Raw genomic sequence first — 18,360 nt, forward strand, 5'->3', positions numbered from 1 at the left:
TGTGGAGCATGATCCTCTGCGCGGCACCGATACAATGCGGTACCCGCAAGAGGAATATTCGATTGGCTGCACGCTTTCCGTAGCCACGATGCAAAGTCAGGCTCTGAAGTTGATTGCGCTGGAAGCGGTAGCTGCCATGAGCTTCGATCGGCGAGTGTCAGTGAGCCGGCCCGTTCAACCTGCTGATGATGCCGTCGGTGAATTGCCATGTGGCACGTAAAACAGACTGCCAAGAGCGAAAAAGGGCGTAATAGTTTTCGCTATGAAAGCCAATCCGCTTTACCGCTTCGCGCACGTCGCATCGGGTCGGGGTGGGAATGACGCCTTCCTTGCGTAACAGGCGGACCACACGGCTCTTTAGCTCACGCTCAGCCGGTGTGAACCCGTTGTAAGGCCGTGACGCTAAATATCGCGCCTTCGGCAGGCGGAAGCCGACAAGGGAGGAAAGATCAAATCCCGAGGGCCTAAGGCGCGCGCTCCAGCGATTGCAAATTTCAAAGAGCCGAGCGCAATCCCGGCTCGCGTCGGTATCTGGTAGCTTCGCGTTCACTCGAAATCCTCTCACTATTCTCACTCCCGAGGGTCCGGTTGCAACGGGTTGCAACGGAAGAAGCGGGCTTTCTGGCTCTGTGTTGGGCGCGTGCCTCGTTGCAACCGGTTGCAACTCGGGTTAGTCCCTTCTGGTGCGCTGCCGCTTCCTCACCTTCAAAGGACGGTCGTTCGGGGCCTCGATTTTTGGCTTTGGCTTGAGCGAAAAACCCTCCATGGCGGCACGAACGTGGGCATCCTGAGCCAGTGTGTAGAATTTCGCCGTCACCCGGCTTCCAGGGCTATGACCAAGAATCTTCTGGAGTACGAACGGCGGGATGCCTGCCGCGGCACGCCAGGTGGCGAAGCTACGCCGAAGGACCTGGGCGGTGATGACGAACGGCTCGCCATTTCGCGAGAGCTTCTGCCTGGCTGATGCGCGTGCAAGGGTCTTCTTGAGCGCCGTGTAGGGCTCTCCCGTCTTGGGGCTCGGAAAGACCCACTCATGCGTCTTCGGGAGCTTGCGCAGCGTCGCGAGCGTCTCGGTGGGCAGGGGGATCGCGCGCTTGCTCTGAGCGGTCTTCAGCTTGCGCTTTTGATGCGGAGTCACGAGCGCAATCCCTTTGATCTCGTCGACGTCGATCCAGCGTAGCTGTGCAGCCTCGCTCCAGCGGCAGCCCGTGGTTGCGATGAAGAGCGCGAGGGAGCGGGCTGGCTCGCGCAGACTATCGAGCACCGCCACGACTTCCTCAGGCGTCGCCACGACCTTCTCCTCGCTGTCGGCGGGCACGCTGTCGCACGTCGGCGGCGGTCCGATGAGCCCGCGTTCATGTCCCCATCGCAGGGCCTGGCCCAGGGTTGCGATTTCGCTGTTGATTGAACGCGCCTTGCGGCCCTGCCGTAGCCGGTGGGACTGATACTCTTCGAGGTCCCAGGGTTTCAGCGTCTTCGCCGCCCTTGCCCCCAGGAAAGCGAGCACGGGCTTGAGCTGATAGATGTTGGTGACGACTGTGGATCGACGCTTCTTTCCAAGCTCCACCCGGCTCTCCTGATAATCGAGCCAATCAGCGACCAGCTCGCTCAGCGTCAGGTCGACATATTCTGGCGTCAGCTCGCCGAAGCCGCCCCGGGCCTGTATTTCTCTGAGGATCACGCGGGCTCGGGCCTCGGCGTCCTTGCGGCTATCGGCGAGCACGCGCTTACGCTTCCCGCTCCGAGTGAGGAGAGGCGGGATGTCGATGTGCCACTGGCCGGTCGCTTTGCCCGACTTCCTGTAGGGGCGCACCGTCAGCGGGCCGAGCTTGAACGTCTCTGCCTGCGTCATTGGCTCGCGAGCAATCTCGACAGTCTGGAATCAAGGTCTGTCTCGCCCCGGGATGGCTCTCGAGACTGCGGCGGTGAGCTAGAGGGCGTCGCCGGTCCGTTTGCATTAGCCGGCGGGGGCGGGGAGCCGGACCGCTTGCGCTTGATGTAGGCGAGAGCGTCTTCTCGAAGGAAGAGCAACTTTTTGCCCACTCGCGAGGCGGGCAGCTCTCGCCGCGGTATCCGGCGAGCGTGATCCACGCTGCATCGCAGGAGCGCGGCGAGCTGCTCAATGTCTAGAACATCCATATTTGCGGTAGAAGCAATCTGACTCTTCGCGGCGGCCTTCATGATACTCGTGGCTATCGGCATGCCTAATCGTCCCGCCGAAGTGAGAGGTGCTCTTCAGGGTGCTGAACGTGCGCCTGAAGTTCCCAGAGGACATCGCTTGGCGACCTATGCGGCTGGGCTGCGGGCGAGCCTGCGTGATGTTCGTCACGGATTCGTTGGACCGTTCTCAGCGAGACGTCGTGTCGCTTTGCAATCGCCCGCAGAGACTCACGGCCATGATTCAGCGCCTCGCGGATTCCATCGCGCGTTGCGTCAGGCAAGTGCACGCGCGCGGATGGCTTGCCCTCAAGCTTCGCCGCATCCTCCGCGGCCTTGATCCGCTCTCGGCGAATGGACCGATAGAGCGCCGCGACATTTTCAAAATCGCGCGAGAGGAAGCGCCCGCCATTGCTGCCTGCTATGAGGGGGCGGGCGCCAGGCTCTCCCCCGAAAAGCTCACTCCCTTCCCGGACAATCTCAATCGATAGGCCGTGCACCAGAATTTGAGATACGCGTTCCGCGAAGGCTTCGAGCGAGGTCCCGAGCTCATAGGCAGAATAGGCGAGAATGCGACCGCTTTCATGCCTGTAGGCGAGAGTCTCGACAGCTTCGCTCACGAAGCCATCCCATCGCGAATCGTTGGGCTTTTCTTCCTCCACAAGAAAGAAATCCGGCGGCGCGGAAGCGCCCGCGGCACGAAACAATGCGTCGTGTTTCTGCTGTTGCTCAGACTGGGTTTTCGACCAGCGGGCTAATCCCACGGTGATCATAGCTGCTCCTCAGGCTTGAAATAAGTGACTCCTGATAATACCAATCGTCACCCAGAACGCAAGACAGCGCATCATATAAGGATAGATAAAGATGAGCACTTTTCGGCCATGGCCTACGACCTTTGAACGGATTTCCCACCCCGCATCCGAGCGCGAAGCTCAGCGGGAAGTCCGGGTAGCGGAGGTCAAGCGCGCGCACATGCTAGAAGCCCTCGCCTCCTTCTCGCTTTGGAAGAGCGAGCGACAGGAGCGCGCCGCGATTCGACACTACGTGATGTCCGCCAGCGTGAAGTTGGCGCACGTCTCGCGGCTGTGGAATAAGGAGCTAGGCGAGGGGGCTCTTAACGCTTTGCAACTGGTTGCAATGTCGAAGCGAATAAGGATGAACGAGCCAACTCTGGAGCCGTCGTTCATCGCGAGAAAGGAAAAGCCGCGGGGCGGATATCGCCGAGTGTGCGACTTCTCGCGCGAGGCTCGGGTGAAGCAGCGGGTGGCTCAGGATGTACTCTTCGCTTCGCGGCGGTGGCGCGATCATCAATACGCACTGAACGGCGGTCCAATTGCGGCTCGAAAGGACCTTCGTCGCGCAATGGCCCGTCCGGACCTCAAGTACGCCATAGTCGCGGACATTCAGGATTTCTATGGCAGCGTAAACCAGGGCGCTGCCATGGAGATGTCCCTGCTCCCTGAGCAGGTGGCAAAAACGGTGCTGCTACCGCGCAGCTATCGTTTCGTGGGAGAGGAAGCCCACCGGAGCGACTCGCTCTCTACCTCCTCTCTCGGTCAACTCGGCCTACTTGCCTCAGGCGATTGGACCGGTCTTCTGCAAGGCTCGGCTATTTCCCCGTACCTCGCTGAGGTCGTCATCTCCGACCTCCGTGACCTGGTTGAGCGCGTAGCGGGAAATGTACCGTTCTTCTGCTCCTATTCTGACGATCACCTGATGCTGTCAGAAAGTGAGGACAGGGCGGTTAGCCTGTTGAGAGCCCTTGAGGATGTGCTCGCTTCACATCCTGCCGGACCTTTCCGCCTGAGGGGTAGGCCTCGCATAGTTAGCCTCGAAGAGGGCTTCGAATTCCTGGGATGCCATTTCAGCCGTAGAGGCGCCCATGTCTCCGTCGAGCGGCTGGAGGATCAGGAGGACTGGTTCTTTTGCCGGCTGCTAAGCGAGGCAGACGAGGCTTTCGATGGAGAAGTTACGCATGGGACGAAGGTGCCGAACATGCTCGCCGGAGCTGAGGGTGCTTTCCCGGATGCTCCCAGATTCCTTGCGCGCCTGGCTGAGATGCGGCGCATCCTGAACGTCCCCAGGTGATCCGATTCACGAGCAGCGATGGCAACGCTTGGCAACGTTCACATGCGTTCCAAGCTGCCGTCGCTGCGGCGCTTCAAGGAAAGCTATCTATTTCAATGGGGTATGATGGTGGGCGCGACAAGATTCGAACTTGTGACCCCTACGATGTCAACGTAGTGCTCTGACCAACTGAGCTACGCGCCCGTCCCGAGGGGAGGCGGCGATATACCGCCGCCGGCCTGACCGCGCAAGAGCGCAGGTGCAGGCGACGCGATTACTCGACCCGACGCGCCCGGCGGGCGGCCCCGCGGCCGTCGACCTGCAGCATGTAACTGCCCAGCGCGGCGCGCCGGATGATCACCGTGCTGTCGTCGCGCACGAACAGGCGGTTACGGTCCACGCCTTCGAGCAGCTCCCAGACCTGACCGTTGGCCAGGTAGAAGCGCTGGGTGTCGTAGCCCACAGTCCGCACACGGTCGACTGCGACCTCGACCGCGTCGACCTGTCCGTCCCCGCCGCGTTCGAGAACCGTCACACCGCCGGCGTCCGCGCTCCCGGTTTCCCCGGCGGACAGCCCTGCGTGATCGGCGCCGTCCCGGCTGAACAGGGAGGACAGCGCGCCGACGCTGGGCAGGGAGAAGCCGAAACTGTCGCGCTCGACCGCCTCGATCTCGGCGCGGTCGACGACCACCAGGCTCTCGCGCCTCTGATCGAGCGCGGCGACCGCCTGGTCGAAGCAGGCGAGCCGCGCGTCCGGTGCGGCGATGTCGCGGCACGCGAACAGCGGATCGAGCCCGGCCGCGCCCGGCGGTTCGGCCTGCGCCGACGCCGGTCCGGCCGCCGCGGCGGCCATGAGTGCGACGAAGGTCGTAAAAGCGGCCGGTGAACGTCCATCACGCATGTTGTCTCTCCCCTTGCAGGGCTCACTATGAGCCCGCGCAGGAGGAAGAGGCAAGCGGGCCGGTCAGGCTGCGGCGGTCACCCGCGCCACCTCGTCGACGAGGTCGCGCAGATGAAAGGGCTTGGACAGCACCTTGGCGTCCTTGGGCGCGCCGCTGCCCGCGTTCAGCGCGACGGCGGCGAAGCCGGTGATGAACATGATCTTCAGGGCCGGATCCACCTCGGCGGCGCGGCGCGCCAGCTCGATGCCGTCCACGCCCGGCATGACGATGTCGGTCAAAAGCAGGTCGTAGCCGCCGGGCGTGTCGCCCAGCCGGTCCAGGCCGTCTTCGCCGTCGGCCACGGAGATCACGTCGTGCCCGGCGCGCGACAGCGCCTTGGCGAGAAAGTCGCGCATCGAGTCGTCGTCTTCTGCGAGAAGAATGCGGGCCATGCCGGCCTCCCCCTTTTTCGTTCCACCACGATGGGACCATGACACAGGACGGTAAAGGTCCGCTGAACGCTCCGCGCGGCGAAGCGTTCATCTGCACCCTGTCGCAGCGAGACGAGTCGTCGCGTCCGCGCCGGCCCTGTTGACCCCCGTTCTTTCAGCGAGAAGATAAGCGCCATGGACCCACTTACGCGCCTTGAAGATCCTGAAGCCGAGCCGCCCGTCGCGGTGGACGCGCCGGCGGTGCGCACGACGCCGTTCGTCTTCGCCTCGCCCCATTCGGGACGCGCGTACACCGAAGAGCTCACCCGCCAGACGCCGGTCCGCCTGCCGATCCTGCGGCGATCCGAGGACGCTTATGTCGATCGACTGTTCGCGTCCGCGCCGCGGCACGGCGCGCCTTTCGTCAGGGCGAATTTTCCGCGCGTTTTCGTCGATCCCAACCGCGGCCCGGAAGAGCTCGACCCCGACATGTTCGAGCCGCGCGCGCGTCTCTCCGGCGAGGCGAGTTCGCGCGCGGCGGCGGGGCTCGGCGTCGTGCCCCGCCTGGCCGCCGACGGGCGCGCGCTTTATCCCGGACGGATCGCGCTTGAAGAGGCGCGCCGCCGCATTGAGCGATATTACGCGCCGTATCACGCCGCGCTGCGACGTGAGATCGATCGGGCCGCGACGCTGTTCGGCGAGGCGGTCGTGATCGACTGCCATTCCATGCCCTCGGCCAGCGCGCGCGGCGCTGACGTGGTGCTGGGCGACCGTTACGGCGCATCATGCTCGCGGGCCCTGGTGGCTCGGGCGGAGGCGGCGTTCCGCGACATCGGCTTTGCGGTCGTGCGTAATCGTCCGTATGCGGGCGGCTATACGACCGAGCATTACGGCCGGCCCTCGCGCGGGGTCCAGGCTTTACAGATTGAAATAAACCGTGGATTGTATATGGACGAACTCGCCGTCAGTCCGAGCCGCGGTCTTGCGTCGCTCTCCGCCGCCCTCGACGTCTGGATGGGCCGGATGGTTTTGGAGTCGCCTGCGAGCCGAATCGCGGCTGAATAGCAGTATTCCTGCCTGGTGCAATCTCAGGCGTGTTTTCGCGCTGTGCAAATGTCTGTACAAACCAAACCGGACAGGGTTGTCATCAATTCTTCGCAATGCCGTCCGGGGGCGACTTGCGGGGCGAGGGTTTAGACATGACGAATGAAATTGATCATCACGTGGGAAAGCGGATCCGCCGGCGGCGGCGCTTGCTGGGCCTCACCCAGCAGCAGCTGGCTGAAGCCGTCGGCATTCGTTTCCAACAAGTTCAGAAGTATGAAAGCGGCGCGAACAGGGTGAGCGCCAGCCGCCTGTTCGAGATCGCCGAGGCGCTCGACGTGCCGGTGCAATATTTCTACGAGGGTCTTCAGGGCACCGGCGAGCCGGTCGTCCCTCAAAGCGAGCAGATCGCTGCGGACATTCTTTCGCAGAAAGAAACGCTCGACCTGGTACGCGCCTATTACAAGCTCAACGAACGGCCGCGCCGCCGCCTGCTCGAGCTTGCGCGCGCGCTCGACCCTGCGCCGCGTGACGACGACGCGGCGTGACGCCGGACGCTCGTACGCACACTGACGATGAAGCCGATCTGACGTTCGCGCGGCGTCTCGCCGACGCCGCGCGGCCGATCGCGCTCGCGCACTTCCGATCCGCATCGACCGCCGTCGACGCCAAGCCCGGCGCGGATTTCGATCCCGTGACCGAGGCTGATCGCGGCGTCGAAGCGGCGCTGAGAGACCTCATCGCGCGGGAGCGTCCCGGCGACGCCGTACTCGGCGAGGAGGCCGGCGCCACCGCCGGGCGGTCGGGCCGGACCTGGGTGCTCGACCCGATCGACGGCACGCGCGCCTTCATCGCCGGCCTTCCCACCTGGACCGTGCTCATCGCCCTCAGCGACCAGGGCGGCCCGCGCCTGTCGGTGATCGACCAGCCCTTCACCGGCGAGCGCTTCACCGGGTTGACCGCAGGCGGCGCCTGGCTTGAGACCGGCGAAGGCCGCCGCAAGCTGGCGACGCGCGGATGCACTGCGCTTTCGGGCGCGATCATCAGCACGACCGACCCGTATCTTTTCACCGGCGCCGAGGCGGATGCGTTCGAGACGATCCGCAAGCGGAGCAAGCTCGCCCGCTACGGGCTCGACGCCTACGCTTACGCCGCTTTGGCGATGGGCGGGGTCGATCTGGTGGTCGAAAGCGGGCTCAAATCCTGGGACGTCGCCGCGCTCATGCCGGTGGTCCACGGCGCGGGCGGCGTGGTCACAGGCTGGCGGGGCGAGCCGTGCCATGAGGGCGGACGGGTCGTCGCGGCGGCGACCGAAGCGCTGCACGCTGAAGCGCTGGAAATCCTCGCGGCGGTCTAGCGCGAAACTTCCAGCAGGGCGGCGACGGGCGGCCGGCCGAACCGGACCGCGACCGCGCCGCGATAGATGCGGTCTCCGGGACGGACCATCACGCTTTCGCCGTATACGGACTCGATCGGCGCTTCGGCGCCGTCTTCACCGATCAGCACCGCATCCGGCGCCGGACCGTCGAAGTCGAACCGCACCGCGTCCATGCGCGGCATGACCAGCGCGCGCAATCCCATCAGAGACCGCATCGCCCGGCGCGACTGTTCGAGCGCCGCCTCGATCTCGGCGAGCGTGTACTCGGTCTTCGCCGCGCCGGGCAGAGTGAGGGTCATCGACACGGCCACCCCGCCCTGAGGCGCGTCGGTGATGAGGACCGCGCCGCGCTCGAACGCCTCGCGGTCCGGCGGCGTCATCAGGCCGCCCTGGTCCGGGGTGACCGGCTGCGGCCCGTCGCCGGCGTCGACCCAGTACGACCAGGATCCCCGGTCTTCGGGCTGGGTCCGGGTTGTGATGCTGTAGCCCAGCTCGAACGCGTCACGCTCGTCCTCGGGCAGGTCGAGATAGTCCGTCCAGAACGGAAACACCGTCTCGAGCGGGACCGACCGGGCTTCGGGCGGCGGACCTGCCGATTGCAGGGCGAGGGCGAGTGCGAGCGCGGCGATCATCGGTCTTCGCCGTCTTCTTCGATCACGCTTTCCGCGCCCGGCGCGGCCTCGGCGCTTTCAGGTTTGATGAAGCGCAGGGTCATCCGGTCGCTTTCGCCGATCGCGTCATAGGGCGCGCGATCGAAATCGGGATCGGCCGGCGCGCCGAAATCGGACGTCCGGCTGACCGGCGGCAGCGTCCACACGCCGAAGGGGTGGTCGGCGGTGTCGGCCGGGTTGGCGTTGATTTCAGAACTCGCGCCGAATTCGAACCCGGCCTCTTCGGCGAGGGCGACGACATAGTCCTGCTGGACATAGCCCGAGGCTGCGCGCGGGTCCTGCACCCGGCTCGACGGCAGGCGGTGTTCGACAACGCACAGCACGCCGCCTGGCTTCAGCGCGGCGTAGAAATCGGCGAAGGCCTTCTCCGCAAAGCCGGCGGCCATCCAGTTGTGCACATTGCGGAAGGTGAGGATCGCGTCGGCGGGCTGCTCGTTCATCATCGGCCCGGTCTCGGGGCCGAATTCGATCAGGGTCGCCGCGCCATAAAGATCGGTCTCGAAGCGCTCCAGGAAGCGGCTCTGAAACGCGGCGGCGCGTTCATTGGCCGGATCGACGGGCGGCCAGGCGGCCACATAGGTCCCGCCGCGGGTCTCGATCCAGGGCGCGATGATGTCGGTGTACCAGCCGCCGCCGGGCCAGATCTCGACCACCGTCCCGGCCGGATCCACGCCGCAGAACTCGATCGTTTCGGCCGGATTGCGCCAGCCGTCCCGAGCCCGGGCGGCTTCGCTGCGCCAGGCGCCGGCGACGGCCTCTTCGAGCGTCTGGGGCGGGGCGACGGCGAGCCCGGCCTGCGCGCCGTCGGCCTCGCTTTGCGCTTCTTCGGTCTCGCGATCAGTGTCTTCAGAGGCGGTTTCGCCCGAACAGGCGGCGAGGGCGAGGAGGGCGGCTGTGAGGGCGAAACGGCGGATCATCAAGAGCTCCAGCGATACTGCTCGGCCGCGATCAAACCCGCGAAGCGCCCTGCGGGCAAGGGGTTCGCGCTTTTCGGCCCGGAAGGTCTTGCAGGGAGCGGAGCGGCTCCCCAACTCAAGTCACGAGGCCGCCGAACGGGGCCTCGTCAGACCTGCGCCGCCGGGGCCGAACGGGCCGGAGGGGCGGGACCGAAACCAGACCGCCGGGCGGCGCCCGGCTCATGATCGCTTCTGAGGAGGATCACATGCGTACCATCGACTTCACGCCGCTTTACCGCACCATTGTCGGCTTCGACCGGCTCGCGGACATGATCGACACCGCGGCCAAGCAAGAGCCCGGCGCGGGCTATCCCCCCTACAATATCGAGCAGCTCGGCGAGCACGAATACCGCATCGAACTGGCGGTCGCGGGCTTCTCCGAGGACGATCTGGACATCCAGGTCCAGGAGAACGTGCTGACCGTTTCGGGCAAGCGCGCGGCGGCCGACGAGGCCGAGCAGCGCAGCTTCCTGCATCGCGGCATTGCAGAGCGCTCCTTCGAGCGCCGCTTCCACCTCGCCGACAACGTGCATGTGCGCGACGCGGCGCTGGAGAACGGCCTTCTGTCCATCCGTCTCGAGCGGGAAATCCCCGAGGCGAAGAAGCCGCGCCAGATCGCCATCAACGGCAAGTCCGGCGCAAAGCTGATCGAGACCGGCAAGGCCGACGCGGCCTGACCGGCCCTTGAACGCAACCGTCCGGGCGCGGGTGCTTCCCCGGCCCGCCGCCCGGCGGTGAGCGTTCACACGACTTTCCCCCCGAAACTCGCGGCGCGCCCACCGGCGCGCCGCTTTTTATTTCAGCCCCAGCTCGGCCTTCATCGCGGCGATCTCGTTGCGCCAGACGGTCGCGGGGCTGTCTGACGGCATGCGCCAGTCGCCCCGCGGGCTCAGCGCGCCGGCGCTGGTGAGCTTCGGCCCGTTGGGCATTGCCGAGCGCTTGAACTGGGAGAAGCCGTAAAAGCGCGCCGCGAAGACGTCGAGCCAGCGGACGATCTCGGCCATGGAATAATCCCGGCGGTCTGACTCGGAGACATGAGGCGGCCAGGTTCCGCGGGTGACGTCGCCCCAGGCTTCGTGCTGCAGGAAGGCGATCTTGGCCGGACCGAAGCCGAAGCGGGCGGCGTAGTGCAGGGTGAAATCCTGCAGCGCATAGGGCCCGATCACGCTCTCAGTGGACTGAATGTCGGTCTCGTCTTCGGCGGGGACGAGCTCGGGCGAGATCTCGGTGTCGAGGATCGCCTCGAGCAGCCGCGAGACGTCCGCACCGTAGGCGCCGCGCCGCGCCGTCCAGGCGATCAGGTGCTGGATCAGCGTCTTGGCCACGCCGGAATTGACGTTGTAGTGGGCCATCTGGTCGCCCACCCCGTAGGTGCACCAGCCCAGCGCCAGCTCGGACAGATCACCGGTGCCGACGACCAGCCCGTTCTCCTGATTGGCCAGCCTGAAGAGGTAATCGGTCCTCAGGCCCGCCTGGACGTTCTCAAACGTCGTGTCGTAGCGCTTCTCGCCCTCCGCATACGGATGGCCGAGATCTTCGAGCATGCGCTCGGCGGCCGGGCGGATGTCGATTTCGAGATGTTCCGCGCCCAGCCCCTTGATGAGCGCGATGGCGTTGTCGCGGGTTTTGTCCGAGGTGGCGAAGCCGGGCAGGGTCACCGCCAGGATGCCCGAACGGTCCATCCCTAGCCGGTCGAAGGCGCGGGCGCAGACGATCAGCGCCTGGGTGGAATCCAGCCCGCCCGAAACCCCGATCACCACGCGGGTCATCTTCGTCATCTTCAGGCGCTGGACCAGGCCCTGCACCTGGATGTTCCAGGCCTCGTAGCAATCCTCGTCCAGCCGCTCTGAATCGTTGGGCACGAAGGGGAAGCGATCGAGCGGCCGGCGGAGCCCCAGCGCGCGATCGCGCGGCGGGTTCAGTTCAAAGCCGATCCGGCGGAAGGCCTTCACCCGGTCCGCCTCGCGCGCGATCGCATCCCGCCAGGTCGACAGCCGCAGCCGGTCCGCGCGAATGCGTTCGAGATCGATGTCGGCGTAAACTTCCGCGTGGCCGTTCTTGAAACGCTCGCCGCTGGCCAGGCACGCGCCCTGCTCATAGACCAGGATCTGGCCGTCCCAGGCGAGATCGGTCGTGCTTTCCCCCGGCCCGGCGGCAGCGAAGACATAGGCGCCCATGGTGCGCCGCGATTGCGCATCGCACAGGGCGGCGCGTTCGCGCGCCTTGCCGATGGTCGCGTTCGACGCGGACAGATTGAGCATCACCGTCGCGCCGGCCAGCGCGCCGTGAAGGCTGGGCGGGATCGGCGCCCAGAAATCCTCGCAGATCTCGACATGCAGGACGAGCCCGGCGACGTCTTTCGCCTCGAAGACCAGATCGGTCCCGAACGGCGCTGCCATGCCGTCGATCTCGATGGTGTCCGAGACGACGCCCGAGGCGTCGGAGAACCAGCGCTTTTCGTAGAATTCGCGGTAATTGGGCAGGAAGCTTTTCGGCACGACGCCCAGGATCGCTCCGCGATGGGCCAGGATCGCGCAGTTGAAGAGCTGGTCGCCATGCCGCAGCGCCGCGCCGAAAACGATCACGGGCGCGAGGTCTGCGCTCGCCTCGACGATGCGGCGGACGGCTTTCTCGGTCGCTGCGATCAGCGCGCCCTGCTGATGCAAGTCGTCCACGGAGTATCCGGTCAGCGTCAGCTCGGGAAAAAGCGCGAAGGCTGCGCCTTCGGCGTCGGCGCGCCCGGCGAGTTCGAGCACGATTTCAGCGTTGACGTCGGGTTCGGCCAGAGCGACTTCGGGCGCGAACACGGCCGCGCGCGCCATGCCGTGGCGGTACAGATTGTGAAATTCGGCCATTCAGGCTCCGCTCGGCGGGCTGCTCGGACTTATGCTCGCGCGGAGTATATATCCGGGCCCGCCGGGCCCGGCAATCATTGCGCGATCAGGCAGCCGGAACGTCCACCGCGCCGGAAAGGTCCTCGGCGGTGGAGGCGAAATCGACCGGCAGACGGGCGCCGGTGAAGCAGGCGCCTGAGAAGCTGGCTCGCCTGACGTCCACGCCGTGAAGCCGTGCGAAGGAGAAGTCCGTCCCCGTCGCTTTCACATGGCGCAGATCCGCGCCGGACAGGTCGGCGTAGCGCAGGATGGCGGCGGCCAGCGATGCGGCGAGCAGACGGTCTCCGGGCAGGATGAGCGGGCCGAGCTTGGCTTCCCTGAGATCGGCGTTGTTCAGCCGCGCGCCGTCGAGATCGGCCCCGCGCAGATCCGCCCCGCGCAGGCACGCCATGCGAAGATCGGCGTTCGCAAGCTTCGCGCCCTGAAGCTCCGCGCCCTCCATGTCGAGCCCGTAAAGCACGGCGCCGCGCGCCTGAAGAGCGGTGAGGTTGCGGCGCGCGAGGGTTTTCAGGCCCCGCAAGTCCTTGCCGTTGAAGGTGGAGGGCTCGCCCTCCGCGCCGCCGGTTTCGCACCAGCGCGCATGACGGTCGAGGGCTTTCGCGGTCTCCCCGCCGGGGTCGGCGATCGCGGCGGGCGGGGCGTCCCGCAGCGCGCCGGTCATGTCCGCGCCGTGGGTTTTCGCCATGTCCATGCGCGCGCCGATCAGCACGGTGTCGCGCAAATCCGCGTCGGTGAGGTCCGCGCCCTGCAGGTCCGCGCCTTCGAGATTGGCGCCGGGAAAGCGGGAGTTCCTGAGATTGGCGCGCGTCAGGCGGGCGCCGATCAGCACCGCGTCGGAGAAGTCGGCGGACTGCGCCACGGCGCCGGCCATCTTGGTCTGGCTGAGATTGGCGCGCGCGAAGATCGCGTCTGACGCCTCGCCGGGGCGTTGTTCATGGGTGATGACCGCGAGGCCCTTCTCCCGATCGACCTGGGCGATCGCGCCTTCCCTGAGGTCGGCCTGGGACAGGTCCGCGCCGGTCAGGTCCGCGCCTCTGAGGACCGCGCCGCGCATGTCGGCGCGATGCAGCACCGCGCCGGCGAGGTTGCTGCGCCTGAGATCGGCGGCGAACAGCGTCGCCCGGGTGAGGTTCGCGCCCGATAGGTTCGCGCCCTCCAGAACCGCGCCGGACAGGTCCGCGTCTGCGAGATTGCGGCCTGACAGGTCGAGCCCGCGCAGGATCCGATAGGAAAAGTTCGCGCGCGCGCCGCCCATCCGGCCCGACATCAGGAAGTCGTGCTTGCGGCAGGCCGTGTCGACCTCGGCCTGGCTCATCGGCTTGAATTCAATCGGTTTGCCGATCATCACGCGATCTCGAACCGCTCCGGAAGGGTGCGGGGCCGCGTTCATCGCGCCCGCTCGAACCTTCACTATGGCTCAAGGCGCCTTAACGCTGCGTTGCGGGGCTCAAGGCTTGCGCAGCCGGGTCAGCCCCGCCGCGCCGGCGCGGGCCAGCGCCTCGTCTTCGCTCTCGCCAGGCGCAAGACTCAGCTCGGCGTCGAAGAGCGCGGGCCGGGGATCGGCGGCGAGCAGCGGCCGCCCGGTTTCCAGCCGGGAGAAAAACCCGGCGTTCAGCGCGCAGGCCTCGCGCTCCCTTACGCCCTCGATGACGGTGATCCCCGCCGCTTTCAGGATTTCGATCCCTCGTCCGGCCACCTGCTCGAACGGATCGCGGCAAGCCACGATCACCTCGGCCGGTTCGGCCCGCACCAGCGCTTCGGCGCAGGGCGGGGTCTTCCCGGTGTGTGCGCAAGGCTCCAGCGTGACGTAGACGCTGGCGCCGCGTGCCGCGTCTCCGGCGGCGTCGAGCGCGATGGTTTCGGCGTGAGGGCGGCCACCAGGCGCGGTCTCGCCGGTCCCAACGATCCGACCGCCGCGGACGATCACGCAGCCCACCGCCGGGTTCGGCGCGGTCGAGCCCAGGACGGCGAAAGCCAGCGCCAGCGCCGCGTCCATGTATCTGAAATCGTCCGGCGTGACCGGCCGCGCGCTCATGGGCAGGGCGGCAGGGGCTTGGCGCGGTCTTCGTCGAGATAGCGCGCGGCGGTCGGTCTCGTGCCGGTCGTCTCGATCAGCAGCGGATTACCCGTGGGCATCTCGAAGCCCATGATGTCGTCGGGCGACACGCCGAAGAGCCGCATCAGCAGCGCGCGCAGGGAGTTGCCGTGCGCTGAGATGATGACGTCCGCGCCGCTGTCGAGCTTGGGCGCGATCGCGTCGTCGAAATAGGGCGCGACGCGTTCAAGCGTCAGCTTCAGGCTCTCGGTCGCCGGCAGGGCGTCAGGGTCGAGCGCGGCGTAGCGCGCGTCGAAGCGGGGATGGCGCTCGTCCTCGAGCGTCAGCGGCGGAGGCGGGGTGTCGTAGGAGCGCCGCCAGATCTGCACCTGGTCCGCGCCGTGCTCGCTCGCCGTCTCGTCCTTGTTCAGCCCGGTCAGCGCGCCGTAATGGCGCTCGTTCAGCCGCCAGGTTTTCTCCACCGGGATCCAGACCCGGTCCACGCCTTCCAGCGTGATCCAGAGCGTGCGGATCGCGCGCTTGAGCACCGAGGTGAACGCGAAGTCCGGCTCGAAACCCTCGGCCTTGAGAAGCTCGCCGCCGCGCCGGGCCTCGGCCTCGCCCTGCTCGGTGAGGTCGACATCGACCCAGCCGGTGAAGCGGTTCTCCAGATTCCACTGACTCTGGCCGTGACGGGTGAGCACCAGGCGGGTCATCGGTCGTTCCTCCTTGCCGGTTCGGGCGGGCGGCAGGGGTTTAACCCTCCCGCGCGCAGGCGTCGAGCCGGGCCGTGCAAACGGTTGCGCGAAAGGCGGGAACCGGCGCGCGTTGTGAAGAGTTCGAAATCTTGTGCCTGCCCGCCGCCACGGAATGTCTTGCATGCCGCCCAAGACGGTCTCAAAGTTTCGTGGCGACGAGGAGCCGGCGAGGTATCGGAGCCCGCGCAAGGTGGGTGGAACGCCGGGGGGCGAGCCGTGAAACGCATCGTGGTCACGCTGACCGACGAGACCGAGGCCCAGGCGCTCGATCGTCTGGTCGCACGCTTCGCCGAGGATCTCGCCGAGCGCTCTGAAGATTGCGTGTTCTACCTCACCCAGCCCGGCGTGGGGCTGACCGCCCGCATCGTCGAGACCGAGCAGGCCGAGACCCTGCAGCAATTCCTCGCCTTCGTGACCCCGCACATGGCGCTCAATTACGCCTGACAGGCGGGCCGGGTGGACGGCTGCGCCGCGGTCGTCTATGCCCGCGCGACTGTGCATTGAAAGGCGCTCGATGGACGCATTTCCCGCCCTTGGTGACGACGCGCGCCTGACCGCGGCGATGACCCGCACGCTCGAGCTCGAGATCGCGGGGCTCGAGGCGCTGAAAGCCGGGATCGGCGCGGACGCGCTCGCCGCGGTGCGCCTGATCGCGGGCCTGAAGGGGCGGCTGGTGCTCGCCGGGGTCGGCAAGTCCGGCCATGTCGCGCGCAAGATCGCCGCGACCTTCGCCTCGACCGGCACGCCGGCCCAGTATGTCCACCCGTCTGAAGCCAGCCATGGCGATCTGGGCATGATCACGCCCGACGACGCGGTGCTGGCGCTGTCCAATTCCGGAGAGACGCGCGAGCTCGGCGATCTCATCGCCTATTGCCGCCGCTTCGGCGTGCCGCTCCTGGCGATGACGTCGGGCGCGGAGTCGACGCTCGCCCGCGGCGCCGATCAGGTTCTGCTGGTGCCCAAGGCGGCCGAGGCTTGCGGAGAGACCCGGGCGCCGACGACCTCGACCACGATGATGCTCGCTTTCGGCGACGCTCTGGCGGTCGCGCTGATCGAAGCGCGCGGGTTCACCGCCTCCGATTTCGCCCGCTTTCATCCCGGCGGCGCGCTCGGCTCCGCGCTCGCGCGCGCCGAAGACCTGATGCACGCCGGCGAGGACATGCCTCTGGTGCGCACCGGAACCGGCATGGGCGCCGCGCTCATCGAGATGAGCGGCAAGGGGTTCGGTTGCGTCGGCGTGGTCGGCGAGGACGGAACGCTGGCGGGCATGATCACCGACGGCGATCTGAGACGGCGCATGGCGCCCGACCTCGTCGAGACCGCGGTCGAGCATGTGATGACGGCCGGACCGGCGACGATCACGCCCGACACTCTCGCCTCGGACGCCTTGCGGCGGATGACCGTCGGGGAACGGAAAATCACCCAGTTGTTCGTATGTGACCCAGGCGGCCGTCCGGTCGGCCTGCTGCATATTCACGATCTTCTGCGCGCAGGCGTAAGCTGACGCGCAGCGGGAAACGGAGACGTCATGAGGTCGGATCTCAAGCCGAACACGTTCGAATTCGAGACCGAGGCGCAGGTCGCGCCGACCGGTTTTCGCGAGTACGACGCGCGCTGGTGGTTCGGCCATCCGGGTTCTGACAAGCCGCCGCAGATCAATCTTTACGGCGTGCAGGCGCTGGGCCTGGGGCTCGGCACGTTGCTGCACGAGCTCGGCAAGGCGCCGAAAATCGTCACCGGCCATGATTTCCGCGGCTATTCGCTCGGCGTGAAGCAGGCGCTGCAGGTCGGTCTGATGCAGGCCGGGATCGAGGTGCACGATATCGGTCTGGCGCTTTCTCCCACGGCCTATTTCGCCCAGTTCCACCTTGGTGTGGAAAGCGTGGCCATGGTCACCGCCAGCCACAACAATAACGGCTGGACCGGGGTGAAGATGGGGGTGGAGCGCCCGCTGACTTTCGGGCCCGACGAGATGAGCCGGCTGAAAGACATCGTGCTCAACGATCTCGGCGTCGCCCGCTCCGGCGGCGGCTATGTCCGCCAGCCTGGCGTCACCGAAGCCTACAAGGCCGACGTCGCCGAGGGCGCCTCGATCAAGCGCAAGCTCAAGGTGGTCTGCGCCTGCGGCAACGGCACGGCGGGGGCCTTCGCGCCGGACGTGCTGCGCGCCATGGGCGTCGAAGTGGTCGAGATGGATTGCGAACTCGACCACACCTTCCCCCGCTATAATCCGAACCCGGAAGACATGAAGATGCTGCACGCGGTCGCCGAGACCGTGCGCGAGACCGGCGCGGATTGCGGCCTCGCCTTCGACGGGGACGGCGATCGCTGCGGCGTGGTCGACGAGACCGGCGCGGAAATTTTCGCCGACAAGGTCGGTCTGATGCTGGCGCGCGATCTGTCCGGCGAGCATCCGGGCGTGAAATTCGTCGTCGACGTGAAATCCACGGGGTTGTTCAAGACCGATCCGGTGCTGGCGCAGAACGGGGCGAGCACGGAGTACTGGAAGACCGGCCACTCCTACATCAAGCGGCGCTCCAACGAGATCGGCGCGCTGGCCGGGTTCGAGAAGTCGGGCCATTTCTTCATGCAGCCGCCGATCGGGCGCGGCTATGACGACGCGCTGGTCAGCGCGCGGGCGATCCTCGAGATGCTCGACCGCAACCCGGACAAATCCCTGTCGGACCTGCGCGCGGCCCTGCCGGTCAGCTACGGCTCGCCGACCATGTCGCCGAGCTGCGCGGACGAGGTGAAGTACGAGGTGGTCGACCGGATCAAAGCGCGCTTCGAAGCGATGCGTGACGCCGGTGAGACGGTCGCAGGCCGCAAAATCGTCGATCTGATCACCGTGAACGGCGTGCGCTTCGTGCTCGACGACGGGGCCTGGGGGCTGGTGCGCGCCTCCTCGAACTCGCCCAACCTCGTGATCGTGGTCGAAAGCCTGACAAGCGATGAGGACATGCGCACAATTTTCAGTGTCATTCGAGGCGAACTCGCGCGACACGAGGAAATCGGCGAATTCGATCAATCTCTCTGAGGTTTACAATCCCTGTCACGGGCGGTAGGTTTTTTCTGAATTCGCAGGCCT

At 66.6% G+C, this 18,360-nt stretch carries 18 protein-coding genes and 1 tRNA gene; 8 read left to right on the top strand and 11 right to left on the bottom strand.

Annotated elements, in window-relative coordinates:
- Positions 1-670: 670 nt before the first annotated feature.
- Both ABL308_06815 and ABL308_06820 read right to left on the bottom strand, forming a co-directional pair.
- Positions 671-1,852 carry a tyrosine-type recombinase/integrase gene (locus ABL308_06815; GenBank protein XBQ17587.1) on the bottom strand — a complete coding sequence of 394 codons (1,182 nt, stop codon included), beginning with the start codon at positions 1,850-1,852 and terminating at the stop codon, positions 671-673.
- Between the two features lie 352 nt (positions 1,853-2,204).
- Positions 2,205-2,930 (bottom strand): hypothetical protein, encoded by a 726-nt coding sequence (locus ABL308_06820; GenBank protein ID XBQ17588.1) that lies wholly within the window; start codon positions 2,928-2,930, stop codon positions 2,205-2,207.
- Between the two features lie 199 nt (positions 2,931-3,129).
- Here ABL308_06820 and ABL308_06825 point away from each other — a divergent pair, with 199 nt between their 5' ends.
- Positions 3,130-4,245: a reverse transcriptase domain-containing protein gene (locus ABL308_06825; protein XBQ17589.1), complete on the top strand. Its 1,116-nt coding sequence runs from the start codon at positions 3,130-3,132 to the stop codon at positions 4,243-4,245.
- A 106-nt stretch (positions 4,246-4,351) separates the two neighbouring features.
- Here ABL308_06825 and ABL308_06830 read toward each other — a convergent pair.
- The 3 genes from ABL308_06830 to ABL308_06840 all read right to left on the bottom strand — a co-directional run bounded on the left by ABL308_06830 (position 4,352) and on the right by ABL308_06840 (position 5,557).
- Positions 4,352-4,428, bottom strand: a tRNA-Val gene (locus tag ABL308_06830).
- A gap of 70 nt (positions 4,429-4,498) precedes the next feature.
- Positions 4,499-5,125, bottom strand: a complete 627-nt coding sequence (locus ABL308_06835; protein ID XBQ17590.1) for a hypothetical protein — start codon at positions 5,123-5,125, stop codon at positions 4,499-4,501.
- Positions 5,126-5,188: 63 nt separating this feature from the next.
- Positions 5,189-5,557 (bottom strand): response regulator, encoded by a 369-nt coding sequence (locus ABL308_06840; GenBank protein ID XBQ17591.1) that lies wholly within the window; start codon positions 5,555-5,557, stop codon positions 5,189-5,191.
- Positions 5,558-5,731: 174 nt separating this feature from the next.
- Here ABL308_06840 and ABL308_06845 point away from each other — a divergent pair, with 174 nt between their 5' ends.
- The 3 genes from ABL308_06845 (at position 5,732) to hisN (ending at position 7,937) form a co-directional block, all read left to right on the top strand.
- Entirely contained in the window at positions 5,732-6,601 is an 870-nt protein-coding gene (locus ABL308_06845; protein ID XBQ17592.1) for an N-formylglutamate amidohydrolase, read from the top strand.
- Between the two features lie 134 nt (positions 6,602-6,735).
- The gene (locus ABL308_06850) at positions 6,736-7,128 is read left to right on the top strand and encodes a helix-turn-helix transcriptional regulator (protein ID XBQ17593.1); all 393 of its coding nucleotides are present in this window, start codon (positions 6,736-6,738) and stop codon (positions 7,126-7,128) included.
- Positions 7,125-7,937, top strand: a complete 813-nt coding sequence (gene hisN / locus ABL308_06855; GenBank protein XBQ17594.1) for a histidinol-phosphatase — start codon at positions 7,125-7,127, stop codon at positions 7,935-7,937. Before ABL308_06850 ends, hisN begins: the two co-directional genes overlap by 4 nt.
- Here the strand turns inward: hisN and ABL308_06860 are convergent.
- Both ABL308_06860 and ABL308_06865 read right to left on the bottom strand, forming a co-directional pair.
- A complete protein-coding gene (locus ABL308_06860; protein ID XBQ17595.1) occupies positions 7,934-8,590 on the bottom strand; it encodes a hypothetical protein in 657 nt (218 codons plus the stop codon). The genes hisN and ABL308_06860 overlap by 4 nt on opposite strands.
- Positions 8,587-9,546, bottom strand: coding sequence for a methyltransferase (locus tag ABL308_06865; GenBank protein XBQ17596.1), 960 nt, complete (start codon positions 9,544-9,546; stop codon positions 8,587-8,589). The genes ABL308_06860 and ABL308_06865 overlap by 4 nt, the downstream gene beginning before the upstream one ends.
- Positions 9,547-9,791: 245 nt before the next feature.
- Between ABL308_06865 and ABL308_06870 the strand changes: the two genes are divergently transcribed.
- Entirely contained in the window at positions 9,792-10,262 is a 471-nt protein-coding gene (locus tag ABL308_06870; protein XBQ17597.1) for an Hsp20 family protein, read from the top strand.
- Positions 10,263-10,379: 117 nt separating this feature from the next.
- Here the strand turns inward: ABL308_06870 and ABL308_06875 are convergent, their stop codons facing one another.
- The 4 genes from ABL308_06875 to gpmA form a co-directional block, all read right to left on the bottom strand.
- Entirely contained in the window at positions 10,380-12,440 is a 2,061-nt protein-coding gene (locus tag ABL308_06875) for an NAD(+) synthase (GenBank protein ID XBQ17598.1), read from the bottom strand.
- Positions 12,441-12,525: 85 nt separating this feature from the next.
- Positions 12,526-13,824, bottom strand: a complete 1,299-nt coding sequence (locus ABL308_06880) for a pentapeptide repeat-containing protein (protein XBQ17599.1) — start codon at positions 13,822-13,824, stop codon at positions 12,526-12,528.
- Positions 13,825-13,926: 102 nt separating this feature from the next.
- Positions 13,927-14,514: a bifunctional diaminohydroxyphosphoribosylaminopyrimidine deaminase/5-amino-6-(5-phosphoribosylamino)uracil reductase RibD gene (ribD, locus tag ABL308_06885; protein XBQ17600.1), complete on the bottom strand. Its 588-nt coding sequence runs from the start codon at positions 14,512-14,514 to the stop codon at positions 13,927-13,929.
- On the bottom strand, positions 14,511-15,230 hold the full coding sequence (gene gpmA, locus ABL308_06890) for a 2,3-diphosphoglycerate-dependent phosphoglycerate mutase (GenBank protein XBQ17601.1): 720 nt from the start codon (positions 15,228-15,230) through the stop codon (positions 14,511-14,513). The genes ribD and gpmA overlap by 4 nt, the downstream gene beginning before the upstream one ends.
- 258 nt (positions 15,231-15,488) lie before the next feature.
- Here gpmA and ABL308_06895 point away from each other — a divergent pair, with 258 nt between their 5' ends.
- The 3 genes from ABL308_06895 (at position 15,489) to ABL308_06905 (ending at position 18,309) form a co-directional block, all read left to right on the top strand.
- A complete protein-coding gene (locus ABL308_06895; GenBank protein ID XBQ17602.1) occupies positions 15,489-15,716 on the top strand; it encodes a hypothetical protein in 228 nt (75 codons plus the stop codon).
- A gap of 70 nt (positions 15,717-15,786) precedes the next feature.
- Positions 15,787-16,776 (top strand): KpsF/GutQ family sugar-phosphate isomerase, encoded by a 990-nt coding sequence (locus tag ABL308_06900; GenBank protein XBQ17603.1) that lies wholly within the window; start codon positions 15,787-15,789, stop codon positions 16,774-16,776.
- A 24-nt stretch (positions 16,777-16,800) separates the two neighbouring features.
- Positions 16,801-18,309: a phosphomannomutase/phosphoglucomutase gene (locus ABL308_06905; GenBank protein XBQ17604.1), complete on the top strand. Its 1,509-nt coding sequence runs from the start codon at positions 16,801-16,803 to the stop codon at positions 18,307-18,309.
- The last annotated feature ends 51 nt before the right edge of the window (positions 18,310-18,360 follow it).

The sequence above is a fragment of the Oceanicaulis sp. genome, assembly GCA_040112665.1.
Classification (GTDB): Bacteria; Pseudomonadota; Alphaproteobacteria; order Caulobacterales; family Maricaulaceae; genus Oceanicaulis.